11 protein-coding genes and 1 riboswitch are annotated in these 16,092 nt (G+C 72.3%); of the genes, 7 read left to right on the forward strand and 4 right to left on the reverse strand.

What is annotated here, in order from left to right:
• Positions 1 to 86 precede the first annotated feature (86 nt).
• Positions 87 to 689: a carbonic anhydrase gene (locus tag AB0I42_RS21420; protein ID WP_357539312.1), complete on the reverse strand. Its 603-nt coding sequence runs from the start codon at positions 687 to 689 to the stop codon at positions 87 to 89.
• A 236-nt stretch (positions 690 to 925) separates the two neighbouring features.
• Here AB0I42_RS21420 and AB0I42_RS21425 point away from each other — a divergent pair, with 236 nt between their 5' ends.
• The 3 genes from AB0I42_RS21425 (at position 926) to AB0I42_RS21435 (ending at position 6,793) form a co-directional block, all read left to right on the forward strand.
• Entirely contained in the window at positions 926 to 1,867 is a 942-nt protein-coding gene (locus AB0I42_RS21425; protein WP_357539313.1) for an alpha/beta hydrolase, read from the forward strand.
• Positions 1,868 to 2,042: 175 nt separating this feature from the next.
• Positions 2,043 to 4,175: an AAA family ATPase gene (locus tag AB0I42_RS21430; RefSeq protein WP_357539314.1), complete on the forward strand. Its 2,133-nt coding sequence runs from the start codon at positions 2,043 to 2,045 to the stop codon at positions 4,173 to 4,175.
• 80 nt (positions 4,176 to 4,255) lie between these two features.
• Positions 4,256 to 6,793, forward strand: a complete 2,538-nt coding sequence (locus tag AB0I42_RS21435; RefSeq protein ID WP_357539315.1) for an ABC transporter permease — start codon at positions 4,256 to 4,258, stop codon at positions 6,791 to 6,793.
• Positions 6,794 to 6,846: 53 nt separating this feature from the next.
• Here AB0I42_RS21435 and AB0I42_RS21440 read toward each other — a convergent pair whose 3' ends face one another.
• On the reverse strand, positions 6,847 to 7,416 hold the full coding sequence (locus AB0I42_RS21440; protein ID WP_357539316.1) for a hypothetical protein: 570 nt from the start codon (positions 7,414 to 7,416) through the stop codon (positions 6,847 to 6,849).
• Between the two features lies 1 nt (position 7,417).
• Positions 7,418 to 8,137: a hypothetical protein gene (locus AB0I42_RS21445; RefSeq protein WP_357539317.1), complete on the reverse strand. Its 720-nt coding sequence runs from the start codon at positions 8,135 to 8,137 to the stop codon at positions 7,418 to 7,420.
• Between the two features lie 379 nt (positions 8,138 to 8,516).
• On the opposite strand from AB0I42_RS21445, the gene AB0I42_RS21450 reads away from it, so the two are divergent.
• Complete coding sequence (locus AB0I42_RS21450; RefSeq protein ID WP_357539318.1) at positions 8,517 to 9,431, forward strand: cation diffusion facilitator family transporter; 915 nt, start codon at positions 8,517 to 8,519, stop codon at positions 9,429 to 9,431.
• 157 nt (positions 9,432 to 9,588) lie between these two features.
• Positions 9,589 to 9,718: riboswitch (cyclic di-AMP (ydaO/yuaA leader) on the forward strand.
• 3 nt (positions 9,719 to 9,721) lie between these two features.
• Positions 9,722 to 10,777 (forward strand): hypothetical protein, encoded by a 1,056-nt coding sequence (locus tag AB0I42_RS21455; RefSeq protein ID WP_357539319.1) that lies wholly within the window; start codon positions 9,722 to 9,724, stop codon positions 10,775 to 10,777.
• 111 nt (positions 10,778 to 10,888) lie between these two features.
• Here the strand turns inward: AB0I42_RS21455 and AB0I42_RS21460 are convergent, their stop codons facing one another.
• Entirely contained in the window at positions 10,889 to 11,446 is a 558-nt protein-coding gene (locus AB0I42_RS21460) for a TetR family transcriptional regulator (protein ID WP_357539320.1), read from the reverse strand.
• Between the two features lie 61 nt (positions 11,447 to 11,507).
• Between AB0I42_RS21460 and AB0I42_RS21465 the strand changes: the two genes are divergently transcribed.
• Both AB0I42_RS21465 and AB0I42_RS21470 read left to right on the forward strand, forming a co-directional pair.
• Complete coding sequence (locus AB0I42_RS21465; protein ID WP_357539321.1) at positions 11,508 to 12,608, forward strand: FAD-dependent monooxygenase; 1,101 nt, start codon at positions 11,508 to 11,510, stop codon at positions 12,606 to 12,608.
• 397 nt (positions 12,609 to 13,005) lie between these two features.
• Positions 13,006 to 16,008: a glycosyl hydrolase gene (locus tag AB0I42_RS21470; protein WP_357539322.1), complete on the forward strand. Its 3,003-nt coding sequence runs from the start codon at positions 13,006 to 13,008 to the stop codon at positions 16,006 to 16,008.
• Positions 16,009 to 16,092: the final 84 nt, after the last annotated feature.

Raw genomic sequence — 16,092 nt, forward strand, 5'->3', positions numbered from 1 at the left:
GGCACGAAGCCAGTCAGGCGAAGGGTCACGCCCACTACCGCCAGCATCAGCTCACCACTGATGAACCGACCCCGCCATGCTCACAGTCAGTCGAGCAGCGCGACCTTGCCGCTGTCCAGGTCGTAGACGGCGCCGACGACGTCGACCTGCCCCGGTACGGCGAACGTGCCCAGCCGCTCGACGGTGCGCTCGACGTGCCGGCGTACGGCCTTGGTCTGCAGGTCCTCGGCGTCCAGCCCGACGTCGAGGACGGCCGGGGCGATCTCGTCGAACAGGTAGGCCAGCGCGCCGTCCGGCCGCTGCCCGGCCCGCAACGCCTCGATGGTCAGCCCGACGGCGCCGCAGCGCTGGTGCCCGAGTACGACGACCAGCGGCACCCGGAGCTGGCCGAGCGCGAACTCGACCGAGCCGCGTACGGCGAGGTCGAGCACGTGCGCCCCGGACCGCACCACGCAGATCGAGCCGAAGGTCTGGTCGAAGATCGCCTCCAACGGCACCCGCGAGTCGATGCAGCCGATGACGACGGCGGACGGCTGTTGCTCACCGGACGCGGCCGCGGCGGCGGCCGACACGTGGTGGCCGTGGCGGGGCCGGCCACCGACGAAGCGCCGGTTTCCGGCCAGCAGGTCGCTCAGCGCCTCCATCGGCCCGGCGGTGCGGCGTGGGGCGGGAGCGTTCTCGGTGCTCATGGGCGACGACACCCAGTCAGCTTGATTCGCTACCGGCCGGTCGGGAACCGGATTGCGACCATTGTCACCGGAACGGTTCACCAATTGGGATGCCGGGTAAGCATCAGGGACCCCGGCGGGGAGCCCAGCGAAAGTGACGAAGATCCCGAAACAACGACAAGTCCACCCCGTCCCGGGCACCATGGTTACCCACTGGTAAGGGGGTGGCCGTCGATCGAACGGGGAGGTGTCCGCCCATGTCCAGTCCGGTCGCCGAACCGGTGGTCACCGTCGTTCCGGCCGAGTTCTCCGCCGGCGTACCCGCCCACGTCGAGTCGACCGGGCCGCCGGACGCCCCGCTGACGGTCGTACTGCTGCACGGCTGGACCCTCGACGGACGCATCTGGCGCCGGCAGCGGGCCGCGCTGCACGAGGCGTACGGGGACCGGATCCGGGTGGTGACGTACGACGCGCGCGGGCACGGGCGCTCCGGCTCGGCTCCCCTGCCGTCGGCCACCCTGGCGCAATTCGGCGACGACCTGGCGCGGGTGCTGGAACAGGCCGTGCCGAGCGGACCGGTGGTGCTCGCCGGCCACTCGATGGGCGGAATGACGATCATGGAGTACGCCCACCGGCATCCCGGGGCGTTCGCCGACCGGGTCGCCGGGCTGCTCTTCGTCTCCACCACCGCCGAGGGACACACCCACACCGAGTACGGGCTACCGGCGCCACTCGCCCGCCTGGTCCGGATCGCCGAGACGGCCGGCGCCGGGGTGCTCGCCCGGTGCGGCTCGTGCCGGCCGCCGTCCCTGCTGATGCGGGTTCTGCGCCCGTCGCTGCGCTGGCTGCTCTTCGGCACCGAGTGCGCCTCCGACGACGTACGGCTCGCGGGTTCCGCGGTGTCCCGGGCCCGGATGTGCGCCATCGGCGGGCTGCGCCCCTCGATCGGCGCCCAGCACCGGCTGGACACCCTCGCCACGCTCGGCGACGTGCCGGCGGCGGCCCTGGTCGGGGACCGCGACCGGCTCACCCCGCCGGCGTGTGCCGAGTCGATCGCCGACGCGCTGCCGACCACCGAACTGACGGTCTGCCCCGGCGCCGGCCACATGCTGATGCTGGAGCGCCCCGACGAGGTCAACACCGCCCTGCGCGCGGTGACCGCCCGCGCCCTGGAGCCCCACCTCGCCCTCACCGCCTGATCCGCCGCGACACTCTCCGCGATCTTGCACTTGTCTCCCCCTTTTGCTCGGTTCTGTCGGGCGATAAGTGCAAGATCGGCGGAATTGGGTGGTGGGGTACGGGGATGCCGCAAGCCGGGTCGCTGCCCCGTACCCTGGTCGGGCCGCCACCGACCGTCGCCCGGGAGCCCACACGTTGACCGACGTCAGCACCGTCCAGCAGGAGATCGCCACCGAGCAGCGGCACGTCGACCGCGTCTACGCGCGGCTGACCCAGCTACGCGCCTCGGCCGCCCGGGCCGAGAAGGAGGGCTACCGGCTGGCCGGGGTGGGCAACTTCGGCGCCCTCGTCGAACGCGATGCGATGGTCTTCCACGCCGCCCGGCGCCGGCACGTGCTCGACGCCGAACACGAGGGCCTGGTCTTCGGCCGGCTCGACCTGCGGGCCGGCACCGTGCTGCACGTCGGCCGGCTCGGCATCCGGGGCGAGAACGGCGAGCCGCTGCTGATCGACTGGCGGGCGCCGGCGGCGGCGGCGTTCTACCAGGCGACCGCCGCCGACCCCCGCGGCGTGGTACGGCGGCGCATGATCCAGTCCAGCGGCGAGCGGGTCACCGGGGTCGAGGACGACCTGCTCGACCCGCAGGCCGCCCCGCCGGACATGCGGGTCGTCGGCGACGGGGCGCTGCTGGCGACGCTGGCCCGGGCCAAGGGCACCGGCATGCGCGACATCGTCGCCACCATCCAGCGCGAGCAGGACGAGGCGATCCGCTCCCCCGGCTCCGGGGTCACCGTCGTCTCCGGCGGGCCGGGCACCGGCAAGACCGCGGTCGCCCTGCACCGGGCCGCCTACCTGCTCTACTCCGACCGCGGCCGGTACGCCGGCGGCGGCATCCTGGTCGTCGGCCCGTCGGCGGTCTTCGTCGACTACATCGGCTCGGTGCTGCCGTCGCTCGGGGAGGACGCGGCCACGCTGCGCTCCCTCGGCTCGCTGGTGGTCGGCGTGACGGCCACCCGGGCCGACCCGACGCCGGTCGCCGCGGTCAAGGGCTCGCTGCGGATGCGGCGGGTGCTCGAACGCGCGGTCCGCGACGGCGTACCCGACCGGCCGACCGAACTGCGGCTGCTCTACCGGGGCGAACTGCTGCACCTCGACGCCGCCCGGCTCGACCGGATCTGGGACCGGGCCCTGCCCCGCGGCGCCCGCCGCAACGAGGTCCGCCGGGCCGGCATCGACGGCCTCTTCGACGCGCTGTGGCCGCAGGCCCGCGCCGGAAAGCTGATCACCCGGATCGAGTTCGAGGACGACCTCGCCGAACGGGAGGAGTTCCGCTCGTTCCTGCGCGCCTGGTGGCCCCGGCTGCTGCCCCGGCACGTGCTGGCCTGGTTCGCCGACCCGGCCCGGCTGCGCAGGTACGCGACCGGCATCCTGTCCAACGCCGAGATCCGGCTGCTCGCCGACTCCTACCGGACGCTGGCCACCGACGGGCCGACCATCGCCGACGTGGCGCTGCTCGACGAACTCGACGAGTTGATGGGTCGGCCGCCGAAGCCGAAGCGCCGCGGCCAGGACCCGTACCACGTGCGCGACGGGGTGCGCGAGGTGACGACGTACGCCGACCGGCAACGGGCCGCCCGCGCCGCGGCCGTCGAACGCCCCGACGACTACCGCGACTACGCCCACCTGGTCGTCGACGAGGCACAGGACGTGTCACCGATGCAGTGGCGGATGCTCGGCCGGCGCGGCCGACTGGCGTCGTGGACGGTCGTCGGCGACCCGGCGCAGACCGCGTGGACCGGCGACCCGGCCGAACTGGCCCGGGCCCGCGACCGGGCGCTCGGCAGCCGGCGGCGGCACGAGTTCACGCTGTCCACGAACTACCGCAACCCGGCGGAGATCTTCGCCGAGGCCGCCGCCGTGATCCGCGCGGTGCTGCCGGACCTGCCGCTGCCGAAGGCGGTCCGGTCGACCGGCGTACCCCCGGTCACCCTGACCGTGGCGGACGCCGAACTGCGGACGGCCGTCCACGACGCGACGACCCGGCTGCTGACCGAGGTCGAGGGCACCGTGGGCGTGATCACCCCGGCCCCCCGCCACCCCCAGGTGACGACCTGGCTGGCGGAGCTGCTGACCACCACCCCCCGCCTCCAGGTCGTGACCAGCCTCCAGTCCAAGGGCATGGAGTACGACGGCGTACTCCTGCTGGCCCCCGACGAGATCACGGCCGAAGCCGGCGCGAGAACCCTGTACGTGGCCCTGTCCAGAGCCACCCAACGGCTAACCAAGATCCACGTGATCAACGACCCCCAGCGGCTGTCCGGATCTTGACAGGAGGGCGGATGGTCGCGCGCCCGGCGCCGGCGGGAGACTGACCGCGTGCAGAGCGCCCTCCCACCCGCCACCTCCCGTTGAACCGGCCGCTGCTGCGGCTGGCGCTGGCCGGCCTGCGGGCGCACGCCGTACGGCTGCTCCTGACCGCCGCTGCCGTGGTCGTCGGGGTCAGCTTCCTCGCCGGCACCCTCGTCTACGGCGACACGGCCCGCGCCGCCTTCTACGACGACCTGGCCCGGTCGGCCCGCAACGTCGACGTCGTCGTCGAGCCGCGCCCCACCGAGATGATCGAGACCGGCACGGTGGATCGGGTCCGGGCGGTCGAGGGGGTCGCCGCTGTCGACGGCCGGACCACCGCCTGGCTCGGCATGCTCGACCGGGACGGCCGGCTGCTGATGAACAGCTCGCACATCGGCTACGCCCTGTCGCTGCCGACCGTCGACGCGCTCGCCCCCTACGACGTGAACGCCGGCCGGCTGCCGGCGGCGGCCGGCGAGGTCGCGGTCGAGCAGGGCACCCTCGACCGGGCCCGGTACGCCGTCGGCGACGTGATCACTGTCGTCGACCGGGCCGGGGAACCGCACCCGCTGACCGTGGTCGGCGCCCTCGACCTCGGCGTGAACCGGCTCTACGGCGGCTCGTCGGTGCTGGCCCTGACCGCCGCCGACCTGACCGGGCTCACCACGACGGAGCGGTATTCGCAGGTGGTGGTGACCGCGCGGCCCGGCACCGACCCGGCGGTGCTGCGCGACCGGATCGCCGCCGCCGTCGATCCCCGCTACGACGTGATCACCGGCGACCGGTTGCGGGACCGGCTGGCCCGCGACGCCGCCAAGTACGTCGACGGCTTCCTCGCGGTGCTGGTCGGCTTCGGCCTGGTGTCGCTGACCGTGTCCGGTTTCGTCATCTACAACACGTTCGCGATCCTGGCCGCCCAGCGCACCCGCGAACTCGCCCTGCTGCGCTGCGTCGGCGCGACCCGCCGGCAGGTGACCGGTTCGGTGCTGCTGGAGGCGCTGCTGCTCGGGGTGGTGGCGTCGGTCGGCGGGCTGGTCGCGAGCCTGCTCGTCGGGTACGGCCTGATCTGGGGCCGGGAACTCGTCGCCACCGACATCCCGCTGCACGCCCCGGTGGTGCGCTGGCCGACGGTCGCGGTGGCACTGGGCTTCGGCACGTTCGTGGCGGTGGCGTCCGCGCTCGTACCCGCCCTCGGCGCCGGCCGGGTCAGCCCGCTGACGGCGCTGCGCGACAGCGCGCTCGCCGAGAACCCCGCCGGCCGGGGCCGTACGGTGCGGGTCGTGGTCGCGGCGGCGCTGGCCGGCACCGGTCTGCTGGCCGGGGCGGCCGGCCTGACGATGGCGTTCGCCGGCCTGCCGCTGGTGCTCGGCGGCGGGATGCTGATCTTCCTTGGCACCGTGGTCGCCGCCCCCCTGCTGGTGCCGGCCGCGGTCCGGGCGGTCGGCTGGCTACCGGCCCGGATCTTCGGCTCGGTGCCGGGGCTGGCCGTGGCGGGCGCCCGGCGCAACCCGCGCCGGGCGGCGGCGACCACGATGGCGCTGATGATCGGCGTCGCGCTGATGTCGATGTTCAGCGTGCTGCTCGCCACCGCCCGCGAGCAGACCGGCCGGGAGCTGGAGGAGAACTTCCCGGTCGAGTTCGTGCTCCGCAACGCCCGGGTCGACGGGGCACCCGACGCCCGACGCGGACCGCTGCCGCCGGAACTCGCCGGTGTCCTCGCCGCCCGGCCTGAGTTCGCCACCGTCGCCGAGGTACGCCTGCGGCACGAGCTTCTCGACGACCGGCTGCGGGTGTGGAGCGTACCGGCGGAGCAACTCCGCGGCCCGATCGTGCCGGAGGTCGTCGACGGCGACATCGCCGGCCTGCGGCCGGGCACCGTCGCGGTCAGCCGGCGGCTCGCCGACGCGCGGGCACTCGCCGTCGGCGACCCGGTACCGCTCGGCACCCTCGGCACGCTCACCGTGGTCGCGGTCTACGACGACGCGCCGACCGAGGGCGCCGCGCTCGTCGCGGCCGAGCAGTTCGATTCCGTGTACGGCCCCAGTCAGCCCGACGAACTGCTGGTCGACCTGGCTCCCGGGGTCACGACGGCGGTCGGGCGGCAGGCGATCGACGCGGTGCTGCGCGACCACCCGGTGGTGCAGGTGAGCAGCCAGGCCGACCAGACCGACCGGCTGACCGCGTCCCTCGACGAACTGCTGGGGATCTTCGCCGCCCTGCTCGGCATGTCGGTGCTGATCGCCCTGTTCGGCATCGGCAACACGCTGTCGCTGTCGGTGTTCGAACGGGCCCGCGAGTCGGCGACGATGCGGGCGCTGGGCATGTCCCGCCGGCAGCTACGGGCGGTCCTGCTGACCGAGGCGGCACTGGTCGCCGCGGTCGGGGCGCTGGCCGGGGTGTTGCTCGGGGTGACCGTCGGCTGGGCGGCGGCGACCGGACTGATCAGCGCGTACGGCCACGGCCTGCCGGTCGTGCCGGTGGGTCAGCTCGGGCTGTTCGTGGCGTTGGCGGCCGGTGCGGGGGTGCTGGCGGCGCTGCTCCCGGCCCGGCGGGCGGCCCGCGCCCCGATCGTCACCGCGATGGCCGACCACGGCTGAAGGGGTGCAACGGGCGCCGAACGACTCGCCGGAGTGCGGGGCTCGGGTTCAGGTCATGCGGCTCGGCGCGACAGCGGTCCCGTCACGCGAAAGAGCGCGGCGTTGACCTCCGCGAACTGTGCCGCCGAAAGCGCGTCCTCGTCGTCGTGGAGGCCGTACCGGCGGAGCCAGTCATTGATCGACGCCCACTGCCAGAGCCGCATCGATCCCCGCTCGCCGCTGCCGGCCGACCCGACCGGTGCCGGAAAGGCCCCCGGCCCCCGCTTGCCGTCGACCCAGAGCCGGACCGCCTCGCGGGTCACCCCGACCCGGCGGGCGATGTCGGAGATGCCCACCAGGTCCTGGTCGACATCGAGGACGCAAGCGCTTGGAAGGGCCGCCCGGATCTGCCGGGCCGCCTGCACGGTCGCCCCGACCGGATCGCCGTCGGTGTGCAGCACCGCCAGGGTGCGGCCGTCGATCTCCATCCAGCTCAGATCGTCGAGTCGTGAGCTGACGACATTGAGAGTCACGTCGTCGTCGAGATCCACGCCGATCACCCGAAGTGCGATGCGAAACACGACGAGCCTCCCGGGGCCGGCTTTGAATCGAATGCCACCCGACCTGTTGGCATCCGCCAACATACTACCAGTCGTCGCACCGCAACCGAAGCCGGACAGCCGAGATGCGATTCTTGGTCAACCGACAACGCGCCGCCAGTTCACCGATCCGCGGATCCGTCGGGCACGGCGCCGCACCGACCATCTGACCGGCATGCCGGGCCCGATCTTCCGCGCCGACCAGATAAGCACGCACGTCGGCAGCCGGGCCGATGATTTCGGCACCTTCGGACCACCCGGCCTGCGTCAGCTCGCGCGCCTCGGCTTCGAAGTCGGCAGCCTCCCGGAGAAGCCGGTCGAACTCGTCGGCATTCTCTTCGGCCAACTGCACCAGTTCCTCGGCACGCCGTAACCGGTCACCAGCGCGGCGCGCGGCGAGATCGGCGGCGACCATACGCTCGGCGGCGTCGAGCAGCCGGTCGGCATCGTCGAGCAGCCTTCCCGCCAGGCCCAACTGCGACGTCTGGCCCGCGTAGCGATGCGGGCAGTCCCGCACCGCCCGGAGGAGATCCTTGACCCGACTCTCAGGGTCTTTCGGCGTGCTGTTGACGATGACTTTGCAGACCTCGCCACCGCGATCGACCCGACCACAATAGGCACGACCAAACCCGTGACCAAGGGTGCCCCGGAAGTGCCAGCCGGCCTTCCGGGCCACCCGGAACGCATTCCGGAATGACGGATGGTCATGCCGTGGCCATTGATCATCCGGCCCGTACCACAGGTCGTCCCCAACGGGCGGCGGCATGCGACGGGACCTCCAACACGGAGTGGCGACGATCATTCATTTGCCATACAGGCCATCCGGCCCACGACGCGACAGCATAAGCCCTCTGAACACACCCATTTTTTGGAGCCCGTATGCCAATTAGCCGCCGCTTTCCTCCCCGTTGGAATTGCCCAACAACTCGCCCGCTTCGGGACCGGCCGGCCGGCCGAGGAGTTCCAGCTCGGTTCACCACCGGCCCGGGCAACGCTCACCGGGCGTAACCACCCACGAGGGGGCATCCGGCGCCCGTGACGGTTACCGGAAGTGGTTACCAATGCAATGTTTGCATACATAGCGATGTGAACATACATTGGATCGGGCCGCCGCCGGGGTGGCCACCGGACGGAGGGCGGAGCGCGTGGGACACGGGCACGACCACGGCGCGCAGGCGAAGCGGGCCGGCGAGAAGCACCGGGGACGGCTGTGGGCCGCCTTCTTCCTGATCGCCGTCTTCATGGTGGTCGAGGCGGTCGCCGCCCTGATCACGGGCTCGCTGGCGCTGCTCTCCGACGCCGGGCACATGTTCACCGACGTACTCGGGATCGGGATGGCCCTCGCCGCGATCACGGCGGCCCGCCGGGCGGCCGGCGACCCGCAGCGGACCTTCGGCCTCTACCGGCTCGAGGTGCTCGCCGCGCTGGCCAACGCCGTACTGCTCTTCGGGGTCGCGATCTACGTCCTGATCGAGGCGGTACGCCGGTTCGACGATCCGCCGCACGTGCTGGCCGGGCCGATGATGCTGGTCGCCGTACTCGGCCTGATCGCCAACATCGTCGCGTTCATGCTGCTGCGCGCGGGCGCGCAGGAGAGCATCAACGTGCGCGGGGCCTACCTGGAGGTGCTCGGCGACCTGTTCGGCTCGGTCGGGGTCATCGTGGCCGCCGGGCTGATCACGCTGACCGACTGGTACTGGGTCGACCCGGTGGTGGCGGTCGCGGTGGGCATGTTCATCCTGCCGCGCACCTGGAAGCTGGCCCGGGCGGCGGTGCGGATCCTGGTCCAGGCCGCCCCGGAGCACCTCGACGTGCCGGCGGTGCAGGCCCGGCTGGCGGCCGTACCCGGGGTGTCGGATGTGCACGACCTGCACGTGTGGACACTGACCTCGGGCATGGATGTCGCCTCGGCGCACCTGACGGTCGACCCGGCCGCCGAGGTCGGCGCGGTGCTGGCCGCCGCGCGGGAGGCGCTGCACGACGACTTCCACATCGAACACGCCACGTTGCAGGTCGAACCCGCTGCGTCGAAGGGCGATTGCGGCCCGGCGCACTGGTGACCTTAGCTGCGACTTAAGTTTCGTGACCTGCCCGATACTGTCGGCCAGCTTTGTCCTGAAATATCAGTGGATCACCGCACTTGCTGTCCCCCGCCCGCCGGACGGCTACCGGTAGGCTCGGCCGCGGCCTCCGCCGGGCGGCGCCCCTCGGTGCCTGCGGCGGCCGTCGCCTAATCGCCTTGGCGAGCCGGGGAACCATCGTTACTCGGGGTGCATCCGCGACAGCGGTAGGGATCTTCCGTCCCGAACCCGTCAGCTAACCCGGTCGGCGGCTGACGGAAGGACTGTTCGTGAGGTTGAGAGAAAAAGGACTCCTGGCCGCGCTGCTGGCCGTCGCCGTCGCGTTCGGCGCGGCACCGGCGACCGCCGCGCCGGTCGGCAGCGTCCCGGCCCGGCAGGCACTCGCGCCGGGCGACACCGACGACGAGGGCGGCACCAAGAAGCTGCGCGACCAGCTCGACGCCGCGACCAAGGGATACGTCGACGCCAAGGCGGCGCTCGACAACTCCACCAAGCGCCAGCGGGAACTCGACGCCCGGCTGAAGACCATCGGCGAGGAGCTGACCGTACGCGGCCAGGCGGTCGGCGAACTGGCCTCGCGGGCCTACCGCACCGGCCGGATCGGGCCGATCGCCGCCCTGCTCAACACCAGCTCACCGGAGGGCTTCCTCGACCGGACCACGGCGCTGGGCAACCTCGCCGCCAGCGAGGACCGACAGCTGCGCCTGCTCCAGGAGACGCAGGAGCAGGAGACCCGGGCCCGGGCCGCGGTCGACAACGAGATCCGCGAGCAGAAGAAGCAGCTCGCCACCATGGACCAGCGCAAGAAGCAGGCCGAACGGGCACTGGCCGAGGCCGGCAGCGGCCAGTCCAGCTCCGGGGTGCAGGGCTCGGGCTCCGGGTCGGGTTCCGGGTCGGCGTCGGCGAAGCCGGCACCGCGCAACGCCAACGGCTCGTGGCCCAGCGAGGGGTGCACGATCAACGACCCGACCACCTCGGGCTGCATCACCCCGCGCACGCTGCACGCGCTCAACCAGGCCAAGGCGGCCGGCTTCACCCGGTACGTCTCCTGCTACCGCAGCGGTGGCTCCGGTGAACACCCGAAGGGCCGGGCCTGCGACTTCGCCGCCCAGAAGGGCGGGTTCGGGGGCGTGGCGACCGGCGGCGACCGCACGTACGGCAACAACCTGGCCGCGTACTACGTCAACAACGCCAGCCGGCTCGGCGTGCTCTACGTGATCTGGTTCAAGCAGATCTGGTTGCCCGGCAGCGGCTGGAAGGCCTACCGGGGCGGCGGCGACCCGTCCAGCGACCACACCAACCACGTACACCTGTCGGTGTACTAGCCGAAGCGACCGATGGCCGGGCCGCCCGAGGGGCGCCCGGCCATCGTCGTCGGCGCCGATCCCGGCACCGGCCATCGTCGTCAGCGCCGGTCCCGGCACCGGCCATCGTCGTCAACGACCGAGTACGCCGGCGAGCACGGCCCGGATGCCGGGGCGGGGGTCGAAGTCGGCGACCGGCATCGACAGCTGGTGCAGCATGGTGCCGTCCAGGTGGTCCATGACCAGTCGGGTGTCCCGCGCCGGGTCGGTCGAGCCGAGGTCGCGCAGCCACACCACGCCCCATCCGACGATCACCTCCTGGCCGCGCCGCAGCTCGGTCTGGAGCGCCGGGCGTACGGCGGCCTCGAGGCCGAGCGCGTAGCGGGCGAGGGTGCGGTGCCGGCCGGGCCCGGTGGCATACCGGACGAAGTCGGCGAGGGCGCCGGCCAGTTCCTCGGCGTCGCGTGGGCGGACCGTGGCGGCGAGCCCCTGCCAGTCGACCCGGTCGAGTTCGACCAGCCGGGTGACGATGCCGGAGAGCAGCGCCTCGCGGGTGCGGAAGTGGTTGGAGGCGGAGCCGGCGGGCAGTCCGGCCCGGGCATCGACGGCCCGGTGGGTGAGGTTGCGTGGGCCGCCGGTGCCCAGCACCTCGATCGCGGCATCCAGTAGTTGGTCCTGCCTGCTCGGCATGTGCTCACCCTAACAACTACACCCGTAGTGCCAGCAACTACATCCGTAGTACGGTGGCGACATGAGCGAGCGGGGTGGCACGACACGGTCGGCAGCGATCATCGGCGGCGGCATCGGCGGCCTCGCCACGGCGATCCGGCTGCACCGCGCCGGGTGGGTCGTACGGGTCTTCGAGCGCTCGCCGCACCGGGACCCGGCCGGCACCGCGCTCGGCATGTGGCCGCAAGCCCTGCGCGCGCTGGACGCCCTGGGGCTCGGGGCCCGGGTACGCGAGATCGGCGCCCCACAGCGCGGCGGGTCGCTGCGGCGGCCGGACGGCAGCATGATCGGCCACATCGACACGGCCGCCATGATCCGGCGCAGCGGCGACACGGTCCACCTGATCTCCCGCCCGGTTCTGGTCGGCCTGCTCGCCGACGCACTGCCGGCCGGAACCGTCGAACTGGGCACCACGGTGACGAACGGGAACGGGCCACGGGACCTGGCGACGCTGCGGGCCGCCCACGACGTGGTCGTGGTCGCCGACGGCATCTTCAGCCAGACGCGTACCACGCTGTTCGGGCTCGCGAGCCGCCCGCGCTACGTGGGCGCGACCGCCTGGCGCGGCACGGTCGACGGGACGGTCGAGGCGCTGACCGAGACGTGGGGGCCGGGCCGGCGGTTCGGCACCACGCCGCGCGAGGACGGCCGGACCAACTGGTACGCGACGCTGCTCACCCCGGAGGCCACCCGCTTTCCGGAGGGGGACCTGGCGGCGCTGCGGACCACGTTCGCCGGGTGGCACGAGGGGGTACGGCGGGTCCTCGACACCGTCTCACCGGACGAGATGCTCCGCCACGACCTCTACGACCTCGACCGTCCACTGCGGACGTACGTCGACGGCACGGTGGCGCTGATCGGCGACGCCGCCCATGCGATGACCCCGGACCTCGGGCGCGGGGCCTGCGAGGCGCTCATCGACGGGGTGACGATCGCCGACCGGCTGGCCGGGACCGACGACGTGCGGGCCGCCCTGGCGGCGTACGACCGGGAACGGCGCCGGCCGACGCAGCGGCTGGCCCGGACCGCCCGGCTGATGGGCCGGATGGCGCAGGCCCGACGGTTCACCGGGATCCGCGACGTCGCCGTACGCGTCGCGACGGCGTTCGGCCCGCCGGCCTGACCGGCGGCTTTTCAGTTCGCGGGCAATGGCGATGCGTTAACAATTAGCGATCCCCCGGACAAAGCTCGACCCGGGCCGCCGGCTTTCCTTTCCAGGGCGTGACGCGACGTACGACCACCGTTGCAGAGAGCGCTCTTACACAAACCTTCATGAACCCCGTCGACCACCCGGAGTCCTCTGGTCAGTAGCGCTCGGAGGGTTTGAGAGAGCGCTCTCTGAGCAGAGTTATATCCGCTCCGGCCGATGCTGTCAACCGAGCCCCAAGTCCGGCTTAGAAATCCGTTAAACATGACCCCCGGACATTGACAGACGACCCTGCCCTCTGGTCACCTCCATGCAACGGTCAGTTAATGCGTTCGAAATTCGATCCCCGTTGCGTCCCACCTCCGGAGGCACCATGAGCCCGACCGTCCGTCACGACACGCCCGGCGGCGGCCACCGCCGCGGCGTGCGTGCCCGGGCCGGCCGTCCCGCCGCCCGATGGCGCGGCATCGCCGCCGCCCTCACCGTCACGCTGGCCGCCACCGGCCTGTCGTTCACCATGCTGCGCAGCGCCGACGCCGCCACGATCGGCGCCGGCAGCTACGCCACCAGCCGCCCGGCCGGTGCTCCCGCCCCGGTCGCCTGCGGCAACATCTCCAACAACCCGCGCCAGTACGTCACCGCCAACGCTCCCGCCGGTGCCGTACCCACCAACGACTGGTGGTCGTCGCTGCTGTTCAAGCAGCAGATCGGTAGCTGCCAGCACTCCGGGCCGCTGCACGCCCACCCGATGTCGTTCCAGCCGGAATCCGGCGGGCTCGGCGTCTCCTACACCACCGAGGCGGCGATCTCCGGCAGCGCCACCGGCGTCGGCGAGTACCACTACCCGTACACGCGCGAGTTCACCCTCGGCGTCGCCGGCCTGAACTCCCCCGACACCAAGGTCGACGGCTGGACCGACTGGACCGTCACGCCGTACTGGTCGGACGGTGCCCGCACGCTCAAGGCGACCATCGGCCACGGCCTGCCGTTCGTCTACGCCCAGGTCACCGGCGGCGACGCGCAGCTCAGCTTCCCCGGCACCCCGACCGTCTGGTCCAACAGCGGCAACCGGGTCGGCTTCTCGATGCGCGGCCACGACTACGTCGCGTACGGCCCGACCGGCTCGACCTGGACGGTCAGCGGCACCACGATCCGGTCCAACCTCGCCGGTCGCGGCTACTTCTCGGTCGCCCTGCTGCCGACCACCCCGTCGACGTCGGCGACCGACCGCACCAACCTCGCCAACACGTACGCGACGTACGCGCACCGGCACGTCACCGGCACCCGCGTCGCGTGGAACTTCAACCAGGCGACCAGCACCGTGAACGCGACGTACACGTTCACCACCACCGCCCGGGAGGGCTCCGGCGGCGGCACGGTGATCTCGCTGTACCCGCACCAGTGGAAGAACCTGTCGGGCGGCTCGACGATCGCCCAGACGTACGTCTCGCCGCGCGGCCCGATGCGCAACATGGTCGGCGCGTCGTCGTTCACCACCGCGATCAAGTACCACGGCGTGCTGCCGGAACTGCCCGCCGTCGCCACCAGCAGCGGCGCCGACCTGGCCACCCTCGGCGGCTACCTCGACCAGCTCGCGTCCGGCGACCCGTTCGCCGGCTTCGGCAACGACACCTACTGGACCGGCAAGGCCCTCGGCCGCGCCGCCCGCGGCGTCGAGATCGCCGACCAACTCGGCCGGACCGCCCAGCGCGACCACCTGCTGTCGGCGATCCGGACCCGGCTCAACGACTGGTTCACCGCCTCCACCGGCAAGACGCAGCGGCTCTTCGCCTACAACCAGGCGTGGGGCACGCTGGTCGGCTTCCCCGGCTCGTACGGCTCGGACACCGAACTCAACGACCACCACTTCCACTACGGCTACTACATCGCCGCCGCGGCGACCCTGGCCAAGTTCGACCCGAACTGGGCCAGCCAGGGCCAGTACGGCGGCATGGTCAACCTGCTGATCCGCGACGCCAACAACCCCGACCGCAACGACTCGATGTTCCCGTTCATGCGTGACTTCGACATCTACGCCGGCCACGACTGGGCCTCCGGCCACGGGGCGTTCTTCGCCGGCAACAACCAGGAGTCGTCGTCGGAGGGCATGAACTTCGCCAACGCCCTGATCCAGTGGGGCGTCGCCACCGGCAACAACGCCATCCGCGACGCCGGCCTGCACATCTACACCACCCAGGCGCAGGCGATCCAGGAGTACTGGTTCGACTCGGCCAACCAGAACTTCCCGGCCGCGTTCGGCCACTCCACCGTCGGCATGGTGTGGGGCGACGGCGGCGCGTACGCCACCTGGTTCAGCGCCGAGCCGGAGATGATCCAGGGCATCAACATGCTGCCGATCACCGGCGGCTCGCTCTACATGGGCTACCGCCCGGCGTACATCGGCACCAACTGGGACGAGCTGGTACGCAACAACGGCGGACAGCCGACCGTCTGGCAGGACATCCTGTGGTCGTTCCGGGCCCTCGGCAACGGCGACGCCGCCCTGTCCAGCTTCCGGGCCAACCCGAACTATCCGGTCGAGGAGGGCGAGAGCCGGGCCCACACGTTCCACTGGATCCGCAACCTCGCCGCACTCGGCAACGTCGACACCACGGTCACCGCCAACCACCCGCTGTACGCGGTGTTCACCAAGAACGGTGCCCGCACCTACGTGGCGTCGAACATCACCCGCAACCCGATCACGGTCACCTTCTCCGACGGCCGCACCCTGACCGTCGCCGCCGGCAAGACCGCGACCACCGGGGCGTTCACCTGGAGCGGCGGCAACGCCAACGGCGGCGTCAACCCGACCAACCCGCCGACCACTCCCCCGCCGACGACCCCGCCCCCCACCACGCCGCCCCCGACGACCCCGCCGCCGGTCGGCTCCAACAAGCTGTTCGTACGCTCCGCCGGGGCGCTGTCGACCAGCGCGGGCGGCGGGGCCACCACGGTCACGCTGCCGGCCGCCAACGGCAACTGGGACGGCACCCCGAACAACCAGGTCACCCACCGCATCTGCGGGCTTCGTGGTTCGCACAGCGGGTCGACGCAGTTCGCGCTGCACGTCGACGCGGGGACCGCGGTCGGCGCCGGGATCCAGGCCCGGGTGTCGTACGACTTCACCGGCACCGGCAACTACAGCCGCGTGGAGACCTACCACTACTTCGCCACCGACCCGGTCGCCGGCACCGAGACGTACACCCAGGCGGCCGGGCTGCGCTCGTCGTCGGGATCGTTCGCCGCGATGAACAACGGCTGCGTACGGCTGGAGTTGTGGAACGCGATCGGCGGTGCGCCGACCACCGTACGCGTCGACGCGACGGCCGCCCAGGGCCGGCAGTCCACGGTGACCGTGCCGTTCGCGCTGTCCTGACCCGCACCTGAAGTACGGCGGGAGGCCCTGGCCAGGGCCTCCCGCCGTCGTCGTGCCGGCTGACCGGATCCGTCCGGTGCGAGG

Origin of the sequence: Polymorphospora sp. NPDC050346, from assembly GCF_040655695.1 — a bacterium.
Taxonomy (GTDB): Bacteria; Actinomycetota; Actinomycetes; order Mycobacteriales; family Micromonosporaceae; genus Polymorphospora; species Polymorphospora lycopeni.

Bases quoted from the DNA above. Each gene is read 5' to 3' on its own strand.
- AB0I42_RS21420 (WP_357539312.1), bottom strand. From the start codon at position 689: ATGAGCACCGAGAACGCTCCCGCCCCACGCCGCACCGCCGGGCCGATG.
- AB0I42_RS21425 (WP_357539313.1), top strand. From the start codon at position 926: ATGTCCAGTCCGGTCGCCGAACCGGTGGTCACCGTCGTTCCGGCCGAG.
- AB0I42_RS21440 (WP_357539316.1), bottom strand. From the start codon at position 7,416: ATGTTGGCGGATGCCAACAGGTCGGGTGGCATTCGATTCAAAGCCGGC.
- AB0I42_RS21445 (WP_357539317.1), bottom strand. From the start codon at position 8,137: ATGCCGCCGCCCGTTGGGGACGACCTGTGGTACGGGCCGGATGATCAA.
- AB0I42_RS21460 (WP_357539320.1), bottom strand. From the start codon at position 11,446: ATGCCGAGCAGGCAGGACCAACTACTGGATGCCGCGATCGAGGTGCTG.
- AB0I42_RS21465 (WP_357539321.1), top strand. From the start codon at position 11,508: ATGAGCGAGCGGGGTGGCACGACACGGTCGGCAGCGATCATCGGCGGC.
- AB0I42_RS21470 (WP_357539322.1), top strand. From the start codon at position 13,006: ATGAGCCCGACCGTCCGTCACGACACGCCCGGCGGCGGCCACCGCCGC.